This window comes from Caballeronia sp. A2-2, from assembly GCF_057612605.2.
Genome location: NZ_CM172587.1, coordinates 1,126,332 through 1,146,400, shown reverse-complemented (window position 1 = coordinate 1,146,400; position 20,069 = coordinate 1,126,332). Strand labels below are relative to the sequence as shown.

General features: G+C 62.1%; 19 protein-coding genes. 9 read left to right on the top strand and 10 right to left on the bottom strand.

Going from position 1 to position 20,069, the window contains the following annotated elements; translation table 11 throughout:
* The first annotated feature begins 215 nt into the window (after positions 1-215).
* Positions 216-527 carry a tetratricopeptide repeat protein gene (locus ACZCWR_RS05440; RefSeq protein ID WP_487302695.1) on the top strand — a complete coding sequence of 104 codons (312 nt, stop codon included), beginning with the start codon at positions 216-218 and terminating at the stop codon, positions 525-527.
* 219 nt (positions 528-746) lie between these two features.
* Here ACZCWR_RS05440 and ACZCWR_RS05435 read toward each other — a convergent pair whose 3' ends face one another.
* Positions 747-1,853, bottom strand: coding sequence for an IS5 family transposase (locus tag ACZCWR_RS05435; protein WP_487302694.1), 1,107 nt, complete (start codon positions 1,851-1,853; stop codon positions 747-749).
* Positions 1,854-1,947: 94 nt separating this feature from the next.
* Between ACZCWR_RS05435 and ACZCWR_RS05430 the strand changes: the two genes are divergently transcribed.
* The 6 genes from ACZCWR_RS05430 to ACZCWR_RS05405 all read left to right on the top strand — a co-directional run bounded on the left by ACZCWR_RS05430 (position 1,948) and on the right by ACZCWR_RS05405 (position 6,358).
* Positions 1,948-2,760: a hypothetical protein gene (locus ACZCWR_RS05430; protein WP_487302693.1), complete on the top strand. Its 813-nt coding sequence runs from the start codon at positions 1,948-1,950 to the stop codon at positions 2,758-2,760.
* Positions 2,760-3,182, top strand: a complete 423-nt coding sequence (locus ACZCWR_RS05425; protein ID WP_487302692.1) for a hypothetical protein — start codon at positions 2,760-2,762, stop codon at positions 3,180-3,182. The genes ACZCWR_RS05430 and ACZCWR_RS05425 overlap by 1 nt, the downstream gene beginning before the upstream one ends.
* 110 nt (positions 3,183-3,292) lie before the next feature.
* Complete coding sequence (locus tag ACZCWR_RS05420; RefSeq protein ID WP_487302691.1) at positions 3,293-3,763, top strand: Fur family transcriptional regulator; 471 nt, start codon at positions 3,293-3,295, stop codon at positions 3,761-3,763.
* A 47-nt stretch (positions 3,764-3,810) separates the two neighbouring features.
* Positions 3,811-4,689: a metal ABC transporter solute-binding protein gene (locus ACZCWR_RS05415; protein WP_487302690.1), complete on the top strand. Its 879-nt coding sequence runs from the start codon at positions 3,811-3,813 to the stop codon at positions 4,687-4,689.
* A complete protein-coding gene (locus tag ACZCWR_RS05410) occupies positions 4,686-5,567 on the top strand; it encodes a metal ABC transporter ATP-binding protein (RefSeq protein ID WP_487302689.1) in 882 nt (293 codons plus the stop codon). Before ACZCWR_RS05415 ends, ACZCWR_RS05410 begins: the two co-directional genes overlap by 4 nt.
* A gap of 2 nt (positions 5,568-5,569) precedes the next feature.
* The gene (locus ACZCWR_RS05405) at positions 5,570-6,358 is read left to right on the top strand and encodes a metal ABC transporter permease (RefSeq protein ID WP_487302688.1); all 789 of its coding nucleotides are present in this window, start codon (positions 5,570-5,572) and stop codon (positions 6,356-6,358) included.
* 57 nt (positions 6,359-6,415) lie between these two features.
* Here ACZCWR_RS05405 and ACZCWR_RS05400 read toward each other — a convergent pair whose 3' ends face one another.
* The 8 genes from ACZCWR_RS05400 to ACZCWR_RS05365 form a co-directional block, all read right to left on the bottom strand.
* On the bottom strand, positions 6,416-7,864 hold the full coding sequence (locus ACZCWR_RS05400; protein ID WP_487302687.1) for a c-type cytochrome: 1,449 nt from the start codon (positions 7,862-7,864) through the stop codon (positions 6,416-6,418).
* 13 nt (positions 7,865-7,877) lie between these two features.
* Positions 7,878-9,545: a GMC family oxidoreductase gene (locus ACZCWR_RS05395; protein ID WP_487302686.1), complete on the bottom strand. Its 1,668-nt coding sequence runs from the start codon at positions 9,543-9,545 to the stop codon at positions 7,878-7,880.
* A 38-nt stretch (positions 9,546-9,583) separates the two neighbouring features.
* A complete protein-coding gene (locus ACZCWR_RS05390) occupies positions 9,584-10,105 on the bottom strand; it encodes a sugar dehydrogenase complex small subunit (RefSeq protein WP_487302685.1) in 522 nt (173 codons plus the stop codon).
* Between the two features lie 42 nt (positions 10,106-10,147).
* The gene (locus ACZCWR_RS05385; protein ID WP_487302684.1) at positions 10,148-10,903 is read right to left on the bottom strand and encodes an SDR family NAD(P)-dependent oxidoreductase; all 756 of its coding nucleotides are present in this window, start codon (positions 10,901-10,903) and stop codon (positions 10,148-10,150) included.
* Positions 10,904-11,065: 162 nt separating this feature from the next.
* Positions 11,066-11,914 carry an S-formylglutathione hydrolase gene (gene fghA, locus ACZCWR_RS05380; RefSeq protein ID WP_487303258.1) on the bottom strand — a complete coding sequence of 283 codons (849 nt, stop codon included), beginning with the start codon at positions 11,912-11,914 and terminating at the stop codon, positions 11,066-11,068.
* Positions 11,915-11,928: 14 nt separating this feature from the next.
* Positions 11,929-13,035 (bottom strand): S-(hydroxymethyl)glutathione dehydrogenase/class III alcohol dehydrogenase, encoded by a 1,107-nt coding sequence (locus tag ACZCWR_RS05375; protein WP_487302683.1) that lies wholly within the window; start codon positions 13,033-13,035, stop codon positions 11,929-11,931.
* Positions 13,036-13,072: 37 nt separating this feature from the next.
* On the bottom strand, positions 13,073-14,275 hold the full coding sequence (locus ACZCWR_RS05370; RefSeq protein ID WP_487302682.1) for an AGE family epimerase/isomerase: 1,203 nt from the start codon (positions 14,273-14,275) through the stop codon (positions 13,073-13,075).
* Positions 14,276-14,363: 88 nt separating this feature from the next.
* The gene (locus ACZCWR_RS05365; RefSeq protein ID WP_487302681.1) at positions 14,364-15,776 is read right to left on the bottom strand and encodes a xylulokinase; all 1,413 of its coding nucleotides are present in this window, start codon (positions 15,774-15,776) and stop codon (positions 14,364-14,366) included.
* Positions 15,777-16,107: 331 nt separating this feature from the next.
* On the opposite strand from ACZCWR_RS05365, the gene ACZCWR_RS05360 reads away from it, so the two are divergent.
* Both ACZCWR_RS05360 and ACZCWR_RS05355 read left to right on the top strand, forming a co-directional pair.
* The gene (locus ACZCWR_RS05360; protein WP_487302680.1) at positions 16,108-17,508 is read left to right on the top strand and encodes a nucleobase:cation symporter-2 family protein; all 1,401 of its coding nucleotides are present in this window, start codon (positions 16,108-16,110) and stop codon (positions 17,506-17,508) included.
* Entirely contained in the window at positions 17,468-17,755 is a 288-nt protein-coding gene (locus ACZCWR_RS05355; RefSeq protein WP_487302679.1) for a hypothetical protein, read from the top strand. Before ACZCWR_RS05360 ends, ACZCWR_RS05355 begins: the two co-directional genes overlap by 41 nt.
* An 853-nt stretch (positions 17,756-18,608) precedes the next feature.
* Here the strand turns inward: ACZCWR_RS05355 and ACZCWR_RS05350 are convergent.
* The gene (locus tag ACZCWR_RS05350; RefSeq protein WP_487302678.1) at positions 18,609-20,069 is read right to left on the bottom strand and encodes an efflux transporter outer membrane subunit; all 1,461 of its coding nucleotides are present in this window, start codon (positions 20,067-20,069) and stop codon (positions 18,609-18,611) included.

The following is a 20,069-nucleotide window of genomic DNA, read 5'->3' as shown; positions in this document are numbered from 1 at the left end:
GGAAAAAAGCTCAACAGCCGCGCCGACTCGTGACGGGTTGCTTACGACCCTATCGGCTCTCGCAGCTTGCGGCTTGCGGCTTGCTGCTGGCATGTGCGTCCACGTACGCAGCGCAAGACTCTCGAACGTGCACGCCTGACGAAGATTATCTGCGTCGAATTGCTACGCGTGCCGACATTGAGAGCGTAGTCCGCTTCCGTGCCGATACTCAGCGCATGGTTCGCGATGAGCAGGACATGCGTCGCGAAGCTTCGGGTCGATCCGCAACGGACGATGTGAGCTTTCAGAATGGCACGGCATTTTTCTTGGGTATTCACGCCGAAAAAAACTCCAGGCTTGCGTTCGATTGGTTCCTTAAGGCGGCGCAACGCGGAGACATCGAAGCCGCGCTCGTGGTTGCCTATCTGTACGCGAAAGGCGAAGGGACTGTCCCAGATTGCCAGGAAGCGAAGAAATGGTTTTGCGCCGCCGCAGACGGCGGCATCGAGGAAGTCAAATTCACCATGGGAACCCGATGCTCTTCCTAAATAATCCGGATGGGCAACGCTGAACCAAAAGACTGCAGCTTGCCGCAGTTGCCAAAATTACCCAAATCACGATCATTAGCAGCCCGTTGAAATATCCCTGAATGAACGCGCGCTCGTTTATCCGCAAGAGCTAGCACGATGCAGTGTTTCAAATGAATTGACGCCAACTTTTCTTTGATTCATCTGCTGCCAATGCCGCTTTGCTTCTCGCTTACGTTTTCAAGCTGCCCGAGCAGCAAGCGTTCGCATGCGGGTCAAGTTGTACGCCACCTGAGTCAGCAGAAAAAGTTGGTCGACTCGCTTCAGACCTCGATACATCGCCTGCCGAATCCGCCCGACGGTCTTGCCCCATCCGAACACCTGCTCGATGCATTTGCGTTTGCACTGACTCATTGCATAGCCGGGCCATCGCGTGGTTCGAGCGTCGATCGCGGAACCGCCCGCGCGTGCATCGTTTTGCGCCACGTGCGGTGTCACGTTGTTCGCGCGACACGTCGCCACGAAGCCAGCCGTATCGTAGTTCTTGTCGGCACCGACCGTTATGGTCGTACCGGCACATTGCGCAGCATCCGCAAGCATCTGCGCGGCAGCGTCGCGTTCGGCCGTGCCGCTGGCCTGCGTGACCTGCGCGTTGACCACGAGACCATGCCGGTTATCGGTCAGCACGTGACCCATGTAGCAAAGCACCGCGCCCGTGCCACGACTCTTGCGGAACAGTCGTGCCTGATTGTCCGTGCTGGATTCGTGTGTGTCGTTGCTGCGTTTCTCGCCGCGCCAGTTCTCCTGCGAGCCGTCTCCGCCCTCAGGCGGCGAATCGTCATCCGGTTTCGTCTTGGGCACGAAACTCTTGTGCCCCGCCCACGCCTGAATGAGCGTGCCGTCGACGCTGAAATGCTCGCCCGACAGGTGACCTCGCCCGCGCGCCGTCTCGACAGTCTCGTTGAACAGGCTGACCATGACATCGTGGACCATCAGCCGGTCGCGGTTCTTGCTGAAGGTGGAGTGGTCCCAGACCGCATCGTCCATCGCCAGTCCGACGAACCATCGAAACAGCATGTTGTAAGAGATTTGCTCCATCAGCATGCGTTCGCTGCGAATCGAATACAGCACCTGCAACAACAGCGCGCGTATCAGTTTCTCCGGCGCGATGCTCGGGCGACCGCCCTTGGCCTCGCTCTCGTACATGCGCGAAAACACCGCGTCCATGCGCGTGAGCGCCTCGTTCAGCCACAAGCGAATGGGTCGCAGCGGATGATTGGCCGGAACGAAATCGTCCAGTCTGGACATCGTAAACATCGATTCGGTATAGCCGTCGGGGCCGCGCATCGCTTTGGTCTCTGTGTCGTTCGATTCTTTAGATCAACGTTTCTGCCTTGCGTATGGATGACTCGGGAGGAGGGTATTTCAACAGGCTGTTAGAATGTCCAATAGCCTGAAAACCCTTTTGGGCGGAAGCGCCCTCATCCTTTCGTCGACCCTGAACATCGCCTTTGCTTCTGCGCATCAAGCAGGCTCGTTAAAAACAATCGAATCATCACGTCCGCCGTACGTAGCCAAAGTGGATAGCGGACGCTTGATATCAATCGCCTTGCCGCCTCGGCAATTGCCGCTCGACATGAACGCGGCTAATTCGATCCGTTCCGAAACCGGCGACTTCAAGCCCGCGCGCTACTCCTTCCCCGCGGCCGAGGTGCCTCAATCCACATTGTCGCGACTCACCGACCTCTACCGATACGACCGCCGCCGCGATGTCCCAATCGTATCGTCCGGCGGCGACTGGGTGATCGCGGAATACTTCAAGGCCGGCTCTCATGTTCCGGTGTCACGCTTCCAGTTGCTCGGCAAGGAAGTTCAGCGGCAGGAACAACTCGATGTAAGGGGAAAAGTCACAAAGGTCGTTCTCGTCGGCTGGGCGCCAGCCTCGTCCACGAACGACGATGAAACGACAGACCCTTCCGCGCTCGGCGCACATCCCGCATGGATTCGCGTGTTTCGAGTATCGCCGACGGGAGAGCGGACACTGGTCGCGATCGCCTGGCGGAAGACGCCTTTCGTCGCCGCGCCCGAAACCTATGACATACCGAAGGATGACGAACTCGCGTTCGGGTTGCCGAACGGCGTGGTGAAGTGGCGTACCAAAACTGCGTTTCTGACGGCGGAGCATATCGACCTCTCCGCCGCAAGCCTTGCTGGACATGCTGCATCGGATGCGGGCAAACGCGTGACGCGCTAATGTTGATTCGTCGCGTCGCAGTGGGGCTGATCATCTTGCTTGGCCTCACCCTTGTCAAAATCACCGCATCCATCGGCGCAGCGATTGGCGTGACCGAGCTGTCGGCCAGTCCGCCACATTATTATGTCGGCCGCCAAGGTAACGCTTACGTGTACGCCAAACTATCGGCGATCGATAGCGAAACCGAAACTCGCGTGCTTGTGTGGTTTCTGGGTAAGGGCAAAGGTGGCGAGGCTATCGTGCGGTATAGCGATGGCACGAGCAGCGGCACGCTGCGGTGTTACGACGACTGCCAGTTCGTCCGCGGCGAAACGATGGTCGATGGAAAACTCGTTCATACGGGTCGAATCCGCGTGACAAACGACCCCCTCATCAGCGCGATCATGCATGACGCGCAAAGCGGCGTGCTGTCGAAGCACTAGCAAGCCGCCACAAGAAAGTGCCGGACCGTGCCTCAGGTCCGATCACCCATTCCTGCACACCCTCCCCGATACGTTATATCATCTCGGAATTCCCCGAAATTCATAAACCCATGACCGCATCCGTCGAATCCATGCTCGCTCGTGCCGACGCGCTCGCCGGCGAGCGGGGCATCGCGCTCACGCCGCTGCGGCGGCAAGTCTACGAACTCGTGCTCAAGGCGCATAAGCCCATCGGCGCGTACGACCTGATCGACGCGATGGAGCCCAAACGCGGCACGCGCGTGCCGCCGACCACCATCTATCGCGCGCTGGACTTTCTGGTGGAGAACGGCTTCGTGCATCGGATCGAGTCGAAGAACGCGTTTATCGCGTGTTGCGATGCCGGCAAGCCGCACGAAAGCCAGTTCCTCATCTGCGACGAATGCGGCGCGACGCTCGAAATTCAGGGCCGCGATCTGGCGTCGTCGCTGTCGGCGAGCCCGCCCGCGCATGGCTTCGAAGTGCGGCATCAGGTCGTCGAACTGAGCGGATTGTGCCGCGATTGCCAGAAGAAGCATCGCGCGCAGCGTCGCGGCGCGTGACGTGTCGCATCGATCAAAACAAACGCAATAACACCACGAGGAAACCGATGAAATTCGCGCACGTCCTGAGCTGCTTCGCTCTCGCGTTGGGTATCTGTCAGACCGCTTCCGCGCAAACCGCGCGCGTGCCGGTGGTCGCGGCGGAGAATTTTTACGGCGATGTGATCCGCCAGCTAGGCGGCGATCACGTGCAGGTAACAAGCATTCTCAGCAATCCCGACGAAGATCCGCATCTGTTCGAAGCCAGCCCGAAAACCGCGCGCGCGTTGCAGCACGCGGCGCTGGTCGTCTACAACGGCGCGAACTACGATCCTTGGATGGACAAGCTGCTCGCGGCATCGAAAAGCAATGACAAGCGCACGGTGATCGTCGCGGCGCAACTGGTCGGCAAGAAAGCCGGCGACAACCCGCATCTCTGGTACGACCCGGCGACCATGCCCGCCGTCGCGAAAGCGGTGAGCGCGTATCTTGCAAGCGTCGACCCGTCGCACAAAAGCGATTACGATGCGCGCCTCGACACCTTTCTCACCTCGCTCAAGCCGATCGATGCCAGCGTCGCGCAACTGAAGGCGCACTACAAAGGCGTGCCCGTGACCGCCACCGAACCCGTGTTCGGCTACATGGCGGATGCCATCGGCTTCGAGATGCGCAACGAGCGCTTCCAACTGGCCGCGATGAACGAGACCGAGCCGAGCGCCGCCGACATCGCCGCTTTCGAAAAAGACCTGCGCGAACGCCGCGTGCACGTGCTCATCTACAACAGTCAGGCGACGGGCGCGCTCACCAAACGCATGCTCGCCATCGCGAAGGACGGGCATGTGCCGAGCATCAGCGTGACGGAAACACTGCCTGCCGGCAAAACCTTCCAGCAATGGATGACCTCGCAACTCGATAACCTCGCGCTCGCGCTCCGAGGATGGCAATGACGACCGTCGCCGCGCTCGAAGTCGATCGCGTGACGCTCGCGCTCGGCGGCCGCACGATCCTGAACGACGCGAGCTTCACGGTCGGCAAAGGCGAGTTCATCGGCGTACTCGGGCCGAACGGCGCGGGCAAGACCACCTTGATGCGCGCATTGCTCGGCCTCGTGCCCATGCAAAGCGGCACGATTCGCGTGCATGGCGAGCCGGTCGTGCGCGGCAATCCGTCGATCGGCTACATGCCGCAGATTCGCAGCGGGCTGGCGAACCGCCGCGTGCTCGGACGCGATTTCGTCGCGATGGCGGCGGACGGGCATCGCTGGGGATTGCCGCATCGGAATGCGCGCGTGAATGCGGATGTCGAGCGCGTGCTCGAACTCGTCGGCGCGACTCAGCTTGCATCGCGGCCGTTGTCGGAACTGTCGGGCGGCGAGCGTCAACGTCTGCTGCTCGCGCAATGTCTGCTCGGCAATCCGCATCTGCTGCTGCTGGACGAACCGCTCATCAGCCTCGACCCGCGTCATCAGACGGGCGTCGTCGAACTCGTGCGGCGCGTGCAGCGGGAGTTGAACATCACCGTGCTCTTTTCCGCGCACGAACTGAATCCGCTGCTCAATTCGCTGGACCGCGTGCTGTATCTCGGCAACGGGCGCGCGGCGCTCGGCACCGTCGATGAAGTCATCTCCAAGCCCGTGCTCTCGAAACTGTACGGCTCGCCCATCGACGTGATGCGCGTGAAGGGCCGCATTTTCGTGATGTCGGGCGATGTCGAAATCGACAAGCTCGATCACGCTCACGAGGAAGGCGACGAGCATCAGCACGAACACGATCATGGTCACGGGCATGAGCACGACCACGGTCATCACCACAGTCACGAGAAGTAACGATGTTCGAATACGACTTCATGATCAACGCATTCGCGGCGTCGGGGATCGTCGCGGTGCTGGCGGGCATCGTCGGCTATTTTCTGGTGATGCGCGGACAGACCTTCGCCGGCCACGCGCTCTCGCACGTCGGCTTCACGGGCGCCACGGGCGCGGTGCTGCTCGGCATTCCGCCGATCTGGGGCATGGTGGGCTTCACGCTCGCGGCGGGCGTGGGCATGGGCGCGCTCGGCGAAAAGCTATCCGGGCGCGATGTGGCCATCGGCGTGATTCTTTCGCTGTCGCTGGGCTTTGGCCTGCTGTTTCTGCACTTCTTCACCGCCTACGCCACGCAGGCGACGGCGCTGTTGTTCGGCAACGTGCTCGGCGTGAGTCATGAAACGCTCGCGGTGTTGTCGGGCCTGGCCGTGGTGAGTCTCGGCGCGCTCGCCATCATCATGCGGCCGCTGATGTTCGCCTCGCTGCAACCGGAACTGGCCGAAGCCAAGGGCGTGTCGCTGCGCTTCGTGTCCGTGCTGTTTCTCGCGATCACCGCGCTCGCGGTCGCGGCGTGCACGCAGATCGTCGGCGTGTTGCTCGTGTTCGCGTTGATGGTCGGTCCCGCCGCCGCCGCGCAGAACATGACGACGCGGCTCACGTCCGGTCTGTTCCTCGCGGCCGCGTTCGCGCTTGGCCAAGCGTGGATCGGATTGACGCTCGCCTATTACACCGACTGGCCGACGAGCTTTTGGATCACGATGCTCGCCGCGCTGGTGTACGGCGCTAGCCTACTCGGGCGACGCGGGCATTAAAAAAGGCCGTTCCGAATAATCCCGGAACGGCCTTTTCACTTCAGCAAAGCAACCGCATCAAGCCGATGCCTTCGCCTGCTTCCTTCTCTTGCAACGCCTGAACATGCGCACCAGCGCGGCCAGCACGATCACCGCGATCGTCAAGCCCGCGATGGCCAGCGCCCGGAACATGCCCATCGGGCTTTCACCGCCCGCGCGCAACGTCTTCACGTGGTCGGCATCGACCTTGACCGCGTCGTTGCCGTACTCGCTCATCACGAAGGTGGCGAGTTGCGCGACTTGCTCGTCGTTCAGATCGTCGGCGAAACCCGGCATCAGACGCTCGCCCTTCGCGGTCTTGATATTCAGACCGTGCAGGATCACGTTCACGAGGTTGTCCGCGTTGGTGCCACCGAGCGTCGAGTTATGCGTGAGCGACGGGAACGCGCCGTCCTTCGTGCCGTCGCCGCCCGGCTGATGGCATGCCGCGCAGTTGCCGCTGTAGAGTTGCGCGCCGGTCGTGAGCTTCGGATAACCGGCATCGCTCTTGCCGTAACCGATGCCCTGATTCGTCGCACGCAAATCCGCTTCGTAACCGCTGCCGGACGCGCGGCCTTCGAACGCATACGCAGGCTTGGTTTGCGCCGGATCGCGCACCGGCGTCGTCGCCTTCAAGTACGTCGCGATGGCCTGCAAATCCGCATCGGTCAGATATTGCAGACTGTTCTCGATGGCTTCGGCCATGCCGCCCGCCGCCTGCGCGCGGCCCTCGGCGCGGCCCGTGCGCAGATACTCGACGAGTTGCGCGTCCGTCCATCCGCCGATGCCGCTCACCGCGTCCGACGTGATGTTCGGCGTATGCCATGCGCCAAGCTGCGCGCCCGACAGCGGCGAGCCCGAATCTTCCGCCATCGCGATATTGCGCGGCGTGTGGCATGCCCCGCAATGGCCGAGCGCGTTCACCAGATACCGCCCGCGATTCCACTCGACGCTCTTCGACGGGTCCGCCTCGAACGGCTTGCCCTGCGCGAACATCATGTTCCAGCCGGACATCAGCCAGCGCTGGCTGAACGGAAACGGCAGTTGCGTTTCGGGCACGGCTGCGTCGACCGGCTTCACGCCCTGCATGAAGTACGCGTAAAGCGCCTTCATGTCGTCGTCGCCGATAGCCGCGTAACTCGTATAAGGCATCGCCGGATAAAGATGACGGCCTTCCGCGTCCACGCCCTGACGCACGGCGCGCGCGAATTGTTCCTCGCTGTAATTGCCGATGCCATGCGTCTTCGACGGCGTGATGTTGCTGGCGTAGATCTTCCCCAGCGGCGAATCGATGCCGTAGCCGCCCGCGAACGGCGTATCGCTTTTCGGCGCGGTATGGCAGCCCGCGCAATCGGCGGCGGCGGCGAGATAGCGGCCGCGCTCGATGAGTTGCGCATCGGCCGAAACAGCGGATGAAGCGGATGCAGCATGCGCCGTTGCCGCAAAAGCCAGCCACACGCAGGAGATCGCGTTGATCAGTTTGTTCATCGTCATCTCCCGATCAGACCGCGTGCGACAGTTCGGCGCGAATCGTGTCCGCGACGCGCAATGCCAGCGCCGCGACCGTCAGCGTAGGATTGGCCGTGCCCGTGTTCACGAACACCGCGCTCGATGCGAAGTACAGGTTCTTCTGCTCGTGCGAGCGGCAATCGCGGTCGCAGACCGAGTTGTCCGGGTTGTCGCCCATCAGCAAGCCGCCCATCGGATGGTCCTGCGCCGCGAACGTCAACGGGTTTTTCGCATCGGGGATATAGGTGATATCCGTCGCGCCCATGCCCCGGAAAATGTCCTCGTACATCGCGATCGTGCGGCGCGCGCTCTTGCGCGTGTATTCATCGATCGAGTAATGGACCTTGGGATACGGAATGCCGAGCATGTCGCGCTTGGTGTCGTGCAGCGTCAGGCGGTTATCGGCGTTCGGCAGCACGGCGTGGTGCGTCGAGAGTTCCACCTTGTGCGCGACGCCATGACGAATCGCCTGATCGAGCGGCTTGCCCACCAGTCCCTTCTTGAGCGCGTCCGCCGTGACATACGGCGTCTGATTACCGTCGTCGATACGCGTGATCGCCGAAGCCATTTCACCCTGCCACGGACCGTCGCGCAGGCTGTCGATGGCCGCGTTGTGCTGCGGTCCCTGCCCCATCCACACGGGTTCACGGCTCATGAACTGAACCTCGGTGCCCGCGTGTTCCATCATGTAGCGGCCGACCTGATCCGTATTGTTGGCGACGCCGTTCGGGTTCTTCTCGTCCTTCGAGAACAACATCAGCTTCACGCTTTCGATGCAATGCGCCGCGATGATGAAGCTGCGCCCCGTCACGCGATGGCTGTTCTTGTCGGGATCGTAGAAATGCACCGCCACGACTTCCTTGTTCGATGCGTCCGTCTCGATGCGATAGACGACCGAGTTCTCCATCACGCGCGCGCCCGCACGCTCGGCCTTGAGCACGCTGTCCATGCCGCTGTACATCGCGCCGATGGGGCACAAAGGCATGCAATTGTTGTTGCCCGCGCAGGTCGGACGGCCATCGTAGGGATGCGTGTTGCGCGCTTCCGGCTCATGCACGACGCGATAGCCGGTGTGCTTCGCGACGACATCGGCGAAGACGCGGCCGGTGTAGGTCAGCGGCATCTTGTCCATCGGATACGGCTGCGCGCGCGGCGAACCGAGATCCTCGCCGCCGCGCGACGGGTCGGGACCGCACACGCCCATTTCCACTTCGGCGCGATAGTAGTACGGCTCCAGATCGTCATAACCGATGGGCCAGTCGCGGCCCACGCCGTACTTCGACTTCAGACGGAAGTCGTTCGGCAGATGCCGCCACGCGCAACCGGCCCAGTGCCAGGTCGTGCCGCCGACCAGACGCAGATAGTCGGTCTGGAACGCGTAGGCGTCCGGGCCTTCGGTTTGCAGATAATCGAGCGCGTTGCCCGCTTCGTCATAGAACGGTGCGAGCGCCCAGGGCTTGGGCGGATACGGCGTGGTCAGCGCGCGCGTGGTGGCCGGGGAATTGCGAAAATTCTCGATGATCTCGCCGCGCGTCACGCGCGGGCCCGAATCGAGCACCAGTACCGACAAGCCGTTTTTGGCAAGCTCATGCGCGGCGAGGCTGCCCGCGACGCCGGCGCCGACGATCACGACGTCGGCGGAATAAGACGTGTCACTCATGGAAATCCGTGGGTTTGAAGCGAAGGGGAGAAGGCTTCTTACGTGCCTTGAGTCGTGGGATTGGTGACGGCCCAGTTGAGCGGTCCCGCGCGCACATAGCTGGGCACGCTGAGGACATCGGCGGTCGGGCGGTACATCAGCGCGGTTTGATACGCATACACCTTGTTATCGACGATGCCGAGATACCACGCCGAGACGATCTTGTTGAGCGTGTCGCGCAGCGCGGTCTGCTTGCTCGCATCGAGTTGCGCGGCCAGCGACTCGATGGTCGTGCCGGGCGCGGCCGCCAGATGCGCGAGCGCCTGCACGTTGGCATCGAAGGCCGGGGTTTTGCTCAGCGCATCGTGGAGCGCGCGGCCGGTGCGTGCGTCAAGCGCGGCATCGGTGACGAGGCGGGACACGATCATGAAATCGCTACCGGCGAAATTCGTATCGGCGGCGAACACTGCGGTGTGCGGTTTCGCCAGCGTCAGCGCGGCGAGCGCCAAGGCGCTCATCACGAAGCCGCGGCGGGCGGGACTCACAGGCGCGCGTTGGCCGGCGCCATCCATCAGATTCATACGGGTTCTGCTTTTGAGGGGAAGTGAAACGGAAAGCGCGGCTCAGCCCTGGACGGAATAACCGCCATCCACGGGAATGGCCGTGCCGGTGATGAAATCGCACGCCTTCGAGCAGAGCGCCACCGAGATGCCCGCGAGGTCGGCGGGACGTCCCCAGCGTGCCTGCGGCGTGCGCGAAAGAATGCCGGCTTCGAGATCGGGGAATAGCTTCTTCGCCTCGGCGGTGAGTTCGGTTTCGATCCAACCCGGCAGCAGCGTGTTGACCTGAATGTTGTCGTTCGCCCATTCCACGGCGAGCGCCCGGCCGAGCTGCACGATGCCGCCCTTGCTCGCGGCATAGCCCAGCGCGAAGGTGGTGCCGAACAGCGAAAGCATGGAACCGATGTTGAGAATCTTGCCGCCGCCCGCGCGCAGGAAGGCCGCGTGCGCCGCCTGCGAGCAATGGAACGCGCTGCTCAGATTCGTGCTCAGGATCTCGTCCCACTCGGCCTGCGTGTAGGCCTCGGCGTCGCGGCGAATGTTCATGCCCGCGTTGTTGACGAGAATATCGACGCGGCCGAAGCGGCGCTCCGTCTCGTCGATGGCGGCGAAGCATGCGTCGCGAACGGTGACATCGGCGGCGATGAACGTGGCAGCATCGCCCGCAGCGAGGGCTTCGAGCGCCCGCGCGCCGCGTGCGGCATCGCGACCGATCAGCACGACGCGCGCCCCAGCATCCACAAAACCTTTGGCGATGCCAAAGCCGATACCGCTCGTGCCGCCTGTCACCACGGCAACCTTGCCGCTGAGATCGAACATGTTCGCCACCTTCATGATTCAGGGAAGGCGGCGATTATAGCGACGGACTGTCGCAAGCCATTAGGGATACTTGTCAAACAATGTGATGTTTTGTTTGATAGTCGTCAGCGTTGGTGTACATCGTAAAAAAACGCGCCACGGGAACACCGTGGCGCGCTTGATTTAGGCCTTCAAGATTCGCGCGTGATGCGCGATATGCTCGCCCACGAACGTGGCGATGAAGAAATACCCGTGGTCGTAGCCTTCGTGCCGACGCACGTTGACCTTCGCGCCGGATTCGCGCGCATTGCGTTCGAACACATCGGGATAAAGCTGCTCGGCGAGAAACGCATCCGCCAAACCCTGATCGATCAGAATGCCGCCTTCGAAGCGCAACGCATTCGGACCTTTGACGAGTTCGCTGGCGTCGTACTGCTTCCACGCTTCGCGATCCTCGCCCAGATAGCCCGAAAACGCCTTCGCCCCCCACGGACACAGCGACGGCGCGGCGATCGGCGCGAACGCCGACACGCTTCGGTAAGTGTCGGGATTGCGCAGCGCGAGCACGAGTGCGCCGTGTCCGCCCATCGAATGGCCGAAGATGCCGAGCCTTGTCTCGTCGATGGGCAACTCCGCGATCACCGCGTTTTTGAGGTCCTGCGTCACGTAGGAATACATGCGGTAATGCTTCGACCACGGCTCGCGCGTGGCATCCACATAAAAACCTGCGCCGACGCCGAAATCCCACGCATCTTTCTCGCCGGAAATATCCGCACCGCGCGGCGACGTATCCGGCGCGATCAGCGCGATGCCATGCTCCGCCGCGTAACGCTGCGCGCCCGCCTTGATCGGAAACGTCTCTTCCGTGCAAGTCAGGCCGGCGAGATAGAACAGCGCCGGCACCTTGCCCGCCGACGCCTCTTTCGGCAGGAAGACGGAGAAGCGCATCGGCAAGCCGATGGACGCCGATTCATGCTTGTAGATGCGCTGCACGCCATCGAAAGTACGATGTTCTTCCACGAGTTCGAGCATGGCCATGTCCCCGCTCAATAGATGACGACGGAACGGATCGACTCGCCCTTCTTCATCAGATCGAAGCCTTCGTTGATCCGTTCGAGCGGCAAGTGATGCGTGATGAGATCGTCGATATTGATCTTGCCTTCCATGTACCAGTCGACGATCTTCGGCACATCCGTGCGGCCGCGCGCGCCGCCGAACGCCGAGCCTTTCCACTGACGCCCCGTGACGAGCTGAAACGGCCGCGTGCTGATTTCCTCGCCCGCCGCCGCCACGCCGATGATGAACGATTGCCCCCAGCCCTTGTGCGTGCATTCCAACGCCTCACGCATGAGCTTGGTATTGCCGACGCATTCGAACGAATAGTCCGCGCCGCCATCCGTCAGTTGCACGATGTGATCGACCACGTTCGGCACTTCCTTCGGGTTGATGAAGTGCGTCATGCCGAACTTCTTAGCCAGTTCCACGCGGCCCGGATTGATATCCACGCCGATGATCTTGTCCGCGCCGACCATCTTCGCGCCCTGAATCACGTTCAGCCCGATGCCGCCGAGCCCGAACACGACCACGTTCGCGCCCGCTTCCACCTTCGCCGAATACACGACCGCACCGACGCCCGTCGTCACGCCGCAGCCGATATAGCAGATCTTGTCGAACGGCGCGTCTTCACGCACCTTCGCCACCGCGATCTCCGGCACGACGATGTAATTCGAGAACGTCGATGTGCCCATGTAATGGAACAGCGGCTTGCCGTCGAGCGAGAAGCGCGAAGTGGCGTCGGGCATCAAGCCTTTGCCTTGCGTCGCGCGGATTTTCTGGCAGAGATTGGTCTTGCGCGAAAGACAGAACTTGCATTCGCGGCATTCCGGCGTGTAGAGCGGAATGACGTGATCGCCCTTCTTCAAGGTGCCGACGCCCGGGCCGACATCCACGACCACGCCCGCGCCTTCGTGGCCGAGAATCGCCGGAAAAATGCCTTCCGGGTCCGCGCCCGACAACGTGTAGTAGTCGGTGTGGCAGATGCCCGTCGCCTTCACTTCGATCAGCACTTCACCCGCGCGCGGCCCTTCGAGATCGACTTCCTCGATGGTGAGCGGCTGGCCGGCTTTCCATGCGATTGCTGCCTTGGTCTTCATCTATCGGCTCCCTGTTTTCGAAGATTAAAAATTCTGATTAACGGACGACGTTCAGCACTTCGTAGCACGCGCCCATCGTGTGATAGTCGGTCTTGCCTGCGGGGCTTTTTTCGTCGCTGTACTGGCGGTTGTCCGGCGTGAGAATGCGATACCACGCGCCCCATGTGTGATCGACGAAATGTTCCCAGCTATAGGCCCACAGGCGGTCGTAATCGTTCCAGTAACGCGCGGCGGCGGTTTGATCGCCTTCGCGTTCCATGCGCTCGGCGAGCAGCGCGGCGGTGGCAAGCGATTCGGCCTGCACCCAGAAATACTTGTCTTCGTCGTAGAACTTGCCTTCCGTGTCGAAGCCATAGACCATCCCGCCGTGCTCGTGATCCCACGACAATTCGAGCGCGCGATCGAACAATTCACGCGCGCGCGTGAGATGCCACGCCTCCGGACGATGCCGGTCGAGAATCAGCAGCAGCTTCGCCCATTCGGTCTGATGGCCCGGCTGAAAGCCCCACGGTCTGAAGATGTTGCTGCGGTCGCCCTTGTTGTAATCCCAGTCGATCGACCAGTCCGGCTTGTAGTGTTCCCACACGAGCCCGCCCGCAAGCGCTGCCTGACGGTTCACCATGTTGTCCGCGAGCAAAGCCGCGCGGTCGAGATAACGCGTCTCGCCAGTGGCCTCGAACGCGGCGAGAAAGGCTTCGCACGCGTGCATGTTGGCGTTCTGGCCGCGATAGTCGGACACCTTCCAGTCGGCGGTGGCTTCGTCCTTGTACAGGCCGTGCGGCGCATCCCAGAAGTGCGTTTCCATCACGTTCCAGGTTTCGTCGAGATAGGCGCGCGCTTCGTCGATGCCCGCTTCCACCGCTTTCGCATACGCGAGCACGACGAACGCGAGGCCGTAGCAATGGTTCGTGGCATCCGTGACGGTGCGGCCGTCGAGCGTCCACGCATAGCCGCCCGTCTGCGGATTGCGATGAAACTCGCGCAGATAATCGATGCCATGCACCACGCCGCCGCGATATTCATCGTGACCGAACTGCTTGTGCGCCATCGCGTAGTTGAAGACGAAGCGCGTGCTCGACACGAGATGCCGCGACTTGCGGTCGTAAATGGTGCCGTCGTTCTTGTAGTAGTGGAAAAAACCGCCTGCCGGGTCCATGCAGTGCGGGTGATAGAAGGTCATGGTGCGCAGTACGTGATCGAGCAGGAACGCGCGCGAACGAAAATCGGGGGATGAGGACATGGCTTGAGTCGGTAGCGAGGTGTGAGACAAAAATGCGTTTCCGATGCGTCCGTGGAGCCGCAAAGTTTAAGCGCTATCGGCGCTGACGTCAGAACCAGTGCTCGACGTGCTTATACAAATCGATGAAGCGCGCATGGCGATGTTCCAGCGCCCGGTCGATGCGCGGTGACGCCGCGAGCGTCGCGGCGGGCGCCAGCGCCGTCAGCGCATCGATGCGCCAGTGGCCTGCCGCGATGCCGCCGAGCATCGCGGCGCCGCGCGTGGCTGCGTTCGGGCAATCGACGGCGTGAAGCTCGGTTTGCAGCGCATCGGCGAGCAACTGACGCCAGCGCGCGTCGATGGAGCCGCCGCCCGCCAGGCGCATCGACGTGAGCGGCGTGCCGCTTGCGCGGATCGCATCGAGACCCGCGCGCAAGGCGAATGCCACGCCTTCGAAGGCGGCGCGCATCAGCGTGCCGCGCGTGTCGGCGAGACCCAGACCGAGCCAGCCGCCGCGCGCGGACGGGTTCATCCACGGCGAACGCTCGCCGCTTAAGTACGGCAGGAAGCTCACGGAATCGCTGGCATCGGCGGCGAAGGCTTCGTCGTAGGCGTCGGGCCATGACACGTAGCCGAGCCAGCCGCGCACGCGCTCCAGTGCCACGCCGACGTTCTGCATCGCCGCCATGCGATACCACGCGCCGGTTGCCGCACGATACGTGTGCAGGCCGCGCACCGGCTCGGGCGCGTGTTCGCACATGACGACGATCTGGCCGCCCGTGCCGGTGGTGAGCAACGCATCGCCGTGGGCGGACAGGCCGCTGCCGAGCGCGGCGCATGGCGTATCGCCTGCGCCGACGGCCATCGGAATGCCTGCGGGCACGCCAAGCATGGATGCCGCTTCGTCCGACAACGTGCCGCCGTGTCCGAACGATTTCGCAAGCGGCGCGAACCACGCGCGCGGCAAGCCGAGCCGGTCGATGAGCGCATCGTCCCATTCGCCCGATGGGTGAGCGAGCGCGGTGGCGCAGGCATCGGATGCATCGGTCATGAACGCGCCGCCGAGCTTCGCGCGCAGCCAGTCCTTCGGTTGCAGCGCGAAGCGTGTGCGGGCGGCGAGCGCGGGTTCGTTCGCCGCGAACCAGCGCAACAACGGTCCGGCCATGCCCGGCGCGACGGGGTTCGGTTGCGGCTCGGGCCACGCGTCGAGCAAGTGGCTGGCGCGCGTGTCGGGCCAAAGCATGGCGGGGCGTAACGCGCGGCCGTTTTCGTCGGCGATGACGACACCGTGCATCTGACCGGAGAAGCCGATTGCGCGCACCGCTTCACGTTCGTGTGCGGGAAGACGCGATGCGGCATCGCCGAGCGCGGCGAGCCATGCATCGACATTCGTCTCCGCCCAACCCGGATGCGCGCTGACGACTTCATACGCCGCGCCGGACGCGGCGCGTTCGTGCCCGTCTTCATCGACGATGGCGAGTTTCAACGATCCCGTGCCGAGATCGATGCCAAGAAAACGCATGGATTCCGTGCCTGAAAAGACGTTAGGGAAAACGCGTAAAACGGGGGTTTACCCCGTCCGCGCGCGGCCTTCGCGAAAAACGGACTATACGCGCGGCGTGATGAACATCATAACGAGCGCTTCACGAAAGCCGCCTTTCTTCACACGACGATCTTCCTCCGAAACGCGCCAAACCCCTTGTGCAAAGGCCTTCGCCGCATTCCGGCGCGTGTCGCCGCGCATGATGCATATCGCCCCGCGAACGCGACGTATAGCGTCGCGTGGTCTTGTTCATGTGCTTTTGAGCACTTAACTTGGAGGCCATTCCAAAGAAGGTACACAGGAGAGAGACATGGCTTCAGGTTCAATGGACCAGACAACGCATCGGGTCCATCCCGTCGATGAACGTCTGCCCGGCGGTCAATTGCTGACGCTCGGCATTCAACACGTGCTCGTGATGTACGCGGGCGCGGTCGCGGTGCCGCTGATTCTCGGTGCGGCGATGCATCTCACGAAGGATCAGGTCGCCTTCCTCATCAGCGCGGATCTGTTTTCCTGCGGCGTCGCCACGCTGATTCAAACGCTCGGTCTGTGGATCTTCGGCATTCGCCTGCCGGTCATCATGGGCTGCACGTTCGCGGCGGTCGGCCCGATGATCGCTATCGGCACCAATCCGTCGCTTGGCATTCTCGATGTATTCGGCTCGACGATTGCGGCGGGTGTGATCGGCATCGTGCTCGCGCCGATGATTGGCAAGCTGCTGCGCTTCTTCCCGCCTGTGGTGGTCGGCACGGTGATCGCGGTGATCGGTTTGTCGCTGATGGGCGTGGGTATCAACTGGGCGGCGGGCGGTGTTGGCAATCCGGATTACGGCAATCCGGTTTTTCTGTTGCTTTCGCTGGTGGTGTTGTCGCTGATTCTGCTCATCAACAAGTTTGCGCGCGGCTTCATCGCGAATATTTCGGTGCTGCTCGGGATTGTCGCGGGCTTCGTGATCGCCGCGATGCTCGGGCGCGTGAACATGGATGGCGTCGCGCATGCGCCGTGGGTCGGCATCGTGTTGCCGTTCCACTTCGGCATGCCGCACTTCGACCCGCTGTCCGTCGCGACGATGGTCATCGTCATGTTCGTGACGTTCATCGAATCGACCGGCATGTTCCTCGCGATCGGCGATCTGGTGGAGCGTCCGGTGGATCAGAAGGCGTTGGTGCGCGGCCTGCGGGTGGATGGCTTGGGCACGTTGATCGGCGGCATCTTCAATTCGTTTCCGCATACGTCGTTTTCGCAGAACGTGGGCTTGATTGGGGTGACGGGCGTGAAGAGCCGCTTCGTCTGCGCGACGGGTGGCGTGATTCTCGTCGTGCTCGGGCTGTTTCCGAAGATGGCGCAGGTGGTGGCGTCGGTGCCGCCGTTCGTGCTGGGCGGCGCGGGTATCGTGATGTTCGGGATGGTGGCGGCGAATGGCATCAAGACGCTGTCACGCGTGGATTTTTCGACGAATCACCACAATCTTTTTATCGTTGCGGTGAGCGTGGGGATGGGGATGGTGCCGGTGGTTGCGCCGAAGTTTTTCTCGCAATTGCCGCATGCGCTGGAGCCGATTCTTCATAGCGGGATTTTGCTGGCTTCGGTGACGGCGGTGTTGTTGAACGTGGTCTTTAACGGCGTGCGACGTGAACGCGATGCTCGCAGGGAGATGCGTGAAGCCGCGCATGAGTTTGAGGGTGCTGCGCATGCGGGGGATGGGCATTGAGGGTTTTTTAGGTTCTGCTGTTGTTGGGTGGTTTGCGTTGGGCGCCGTGTCGGGAGATGCGGCGTTTTTTTTGAGTGCGGGTGGCTGTGTTTATGTCGTGCAAGGGGCTTCTTTTGGTTGGGCTTTTTTTTGCAGTAGCCGCCTCCCCGGCGGGGGGGTAACTTTCTTTGCTGCTGCAAAGAAAGTCACCAAAGAAAGCAGCTTTTTACCCCATGCACGATGGCTGGAAAGGGTTGGTCTGGATTAACCGATACCGTGGCCGCAATAGGACTTTCCACACATAACGAGCCGCTTAGGCAACCTCGCGATTACGCGCTCGAATCCTTTGGTGTTAGTGGACCGCATTCATTCTTTCGGCCATGCGCTACGCGCGCCGAGAGCGTAAGAACGGAATCCCGCAGCGTACGAGTGCCCAGTCACATCACACCGCATCGCACCTCTCCCATTGGGCACTACCTTGGTAAGCACTTCTGGGCAAAGCGTGCGTACCAACGCAACCTTTTAGTCGGAGCACTAACCACGGTAGGGCCGAATAGCAATCTTGCGGGGAAGCGTGATGTGGCTGGGCGCTTATAGACTGCGGGATTCCGTTCTAAAGCTCTCGGCGCGCGCAGCGCATGGCCGAATGAATGAGCACGATCCACTAAGCGTTAATTTTTCGAGCGCGCAATCGCCAGGTTGCCTAAGCGGCTCGTTAAGCGTGGCAAGTCCTATTGCGGCCACTGCATCGGTTAATCCAGACCAACCCTCTCCAGCCATCGAGCATGGGGTAAAAAGCTGCTTTCTTTGGTGACTTTCTTTGCAGCAGTGTATAGACGGGAGACATCGCTGCAAAGAAAGTTACCCCCCCGCCGGGGAGGCGGCTACTGCAATAAAGCCCCAAACAACAGAAGCCCCTTGCAAGAAACCGCAAACGCACCCGCTTCGATCCCGTCACGCGAGTAGGTAGAATGCAACTGCCCCGCTTGAGCATCAAGGCGTCGTCCCACACTTGGCAATCAGAGCCTTTGTTGTCGTGACGCCAGCGGGGCATCTCGCATTCGTTTACACCGTTTTGAGAGCCAACCCCCGACCCTCAAGGCGCAGCCCCTAAAAAAATCCTATGTCCCCGCCACCACATCCACCGCACGCGGACCATCCCCCGTCCTCTCAACCCACCCACCCCCCAGCGCCCGATACAACGTCACCAGATTCCCCAAACGCTGCGTCCTCGCCGCGATCAACGTCTGCTGCGTCGAATAAAGATCCTGCTGCGCCGTCAGCACACCGAGATAACTATCCACACCATTCCTGTACCGCAGCGTCGATAAATCCAGCCGCCGCTGCTGCGCCGCCGTATCACGCGTAAGCGCCTGAATCTGCTGGTCATAGGTGCCACGCGCCGCCAACCCATCGGCGACTTCGCGGAACGCGGTCTGCACGGCCTTCTCATACTGCGCGACCTGAATGTTCTTCTGGACATTCGCGAGATCGAGATTGGCCATGTTCTGCCCGCCCTCGAAAATCGGCAGCGTGATGGCCGGCGCAAAGCTCCACGCCGCCGAGCCGGCCTTGAACAACCCGCCAAGCGAAGGACTCAGCGTGCCGAAACTTCCCGTCAACGAAGTGCTCGGAAAGAACGCCGCACGCGCCGCGCCGATATTCGCATTCGCGGCGACCAGGTTCTGCTCCGCTTCCATGATGTCGGGCCGACGCGTCAACAGGTCCGAAGGCAAGCCAGCGGGAATATCCGTCAGCATGTCCTGCCCGTCGAGCGATGCGCCCGCCGGTAAATCCTCGGGCAACGGCTCGCCGAGCAGCAACACGAGCGCGTTCACCGCCTGCGCCCGCGCGCGACGCTGCGCTTGCAAATTCGCCTGCGCCGAATCGACGATCGTTTGCGATTGCATCAGATCGAGTTCGGACGCCGCGCCGTTGTCGAATTGCAGCTTGATGAGCTTGTACGAATCCTGCGCGGTGCCAAGCGTCTGCACCGTCACCTTCAGCAAGTCGTCCGCTTCGAGCACTTGCAAGTACTGCGTCGCGACTTGCGAGACGAGCGATATCTCCGCCGCCTTGCGCGCATGGGCCGTCGCGAAGTATTGAGCCAGCGCCTGGTTCTTCAAACTCTGCACGCGCCCGAACAAGTCGATTTCCCACGCGCCATTCAGACCGACGCTATACGTGTTCGAGATCGTCTGGCCGAAGAACGACAAATCCTTCGGCGTGCGCGATCTCGACTGATCCGCCTGCGCGCCGATAGTCGGCATCAACTCCGAACGCGTCACGCGATACTGCGCCTGCGCCGCCTGCACATTGAGCACGGCGACGCGCAAATCGCGGTTGTTCCTGAGCGCGATGTCGATCAGCCGCTGCAAGCGCGCATCGACGAAAAAGTCGCGCCAGCCGAGATCGGCCGCAGCCACGCCATGATCGCCGCCCGCGACGGGCTGCGATGCATACACGCCGCCCTGCGGAAAATCCGCCGCGACCGGCAATGCGGGACGCTCGTAAGTCGGCGCGAGCGTGCAGCCTGCCGCCAGCATCGCGATGGCCGTGGCGAGGAAAGAAGTCTTCAGCAT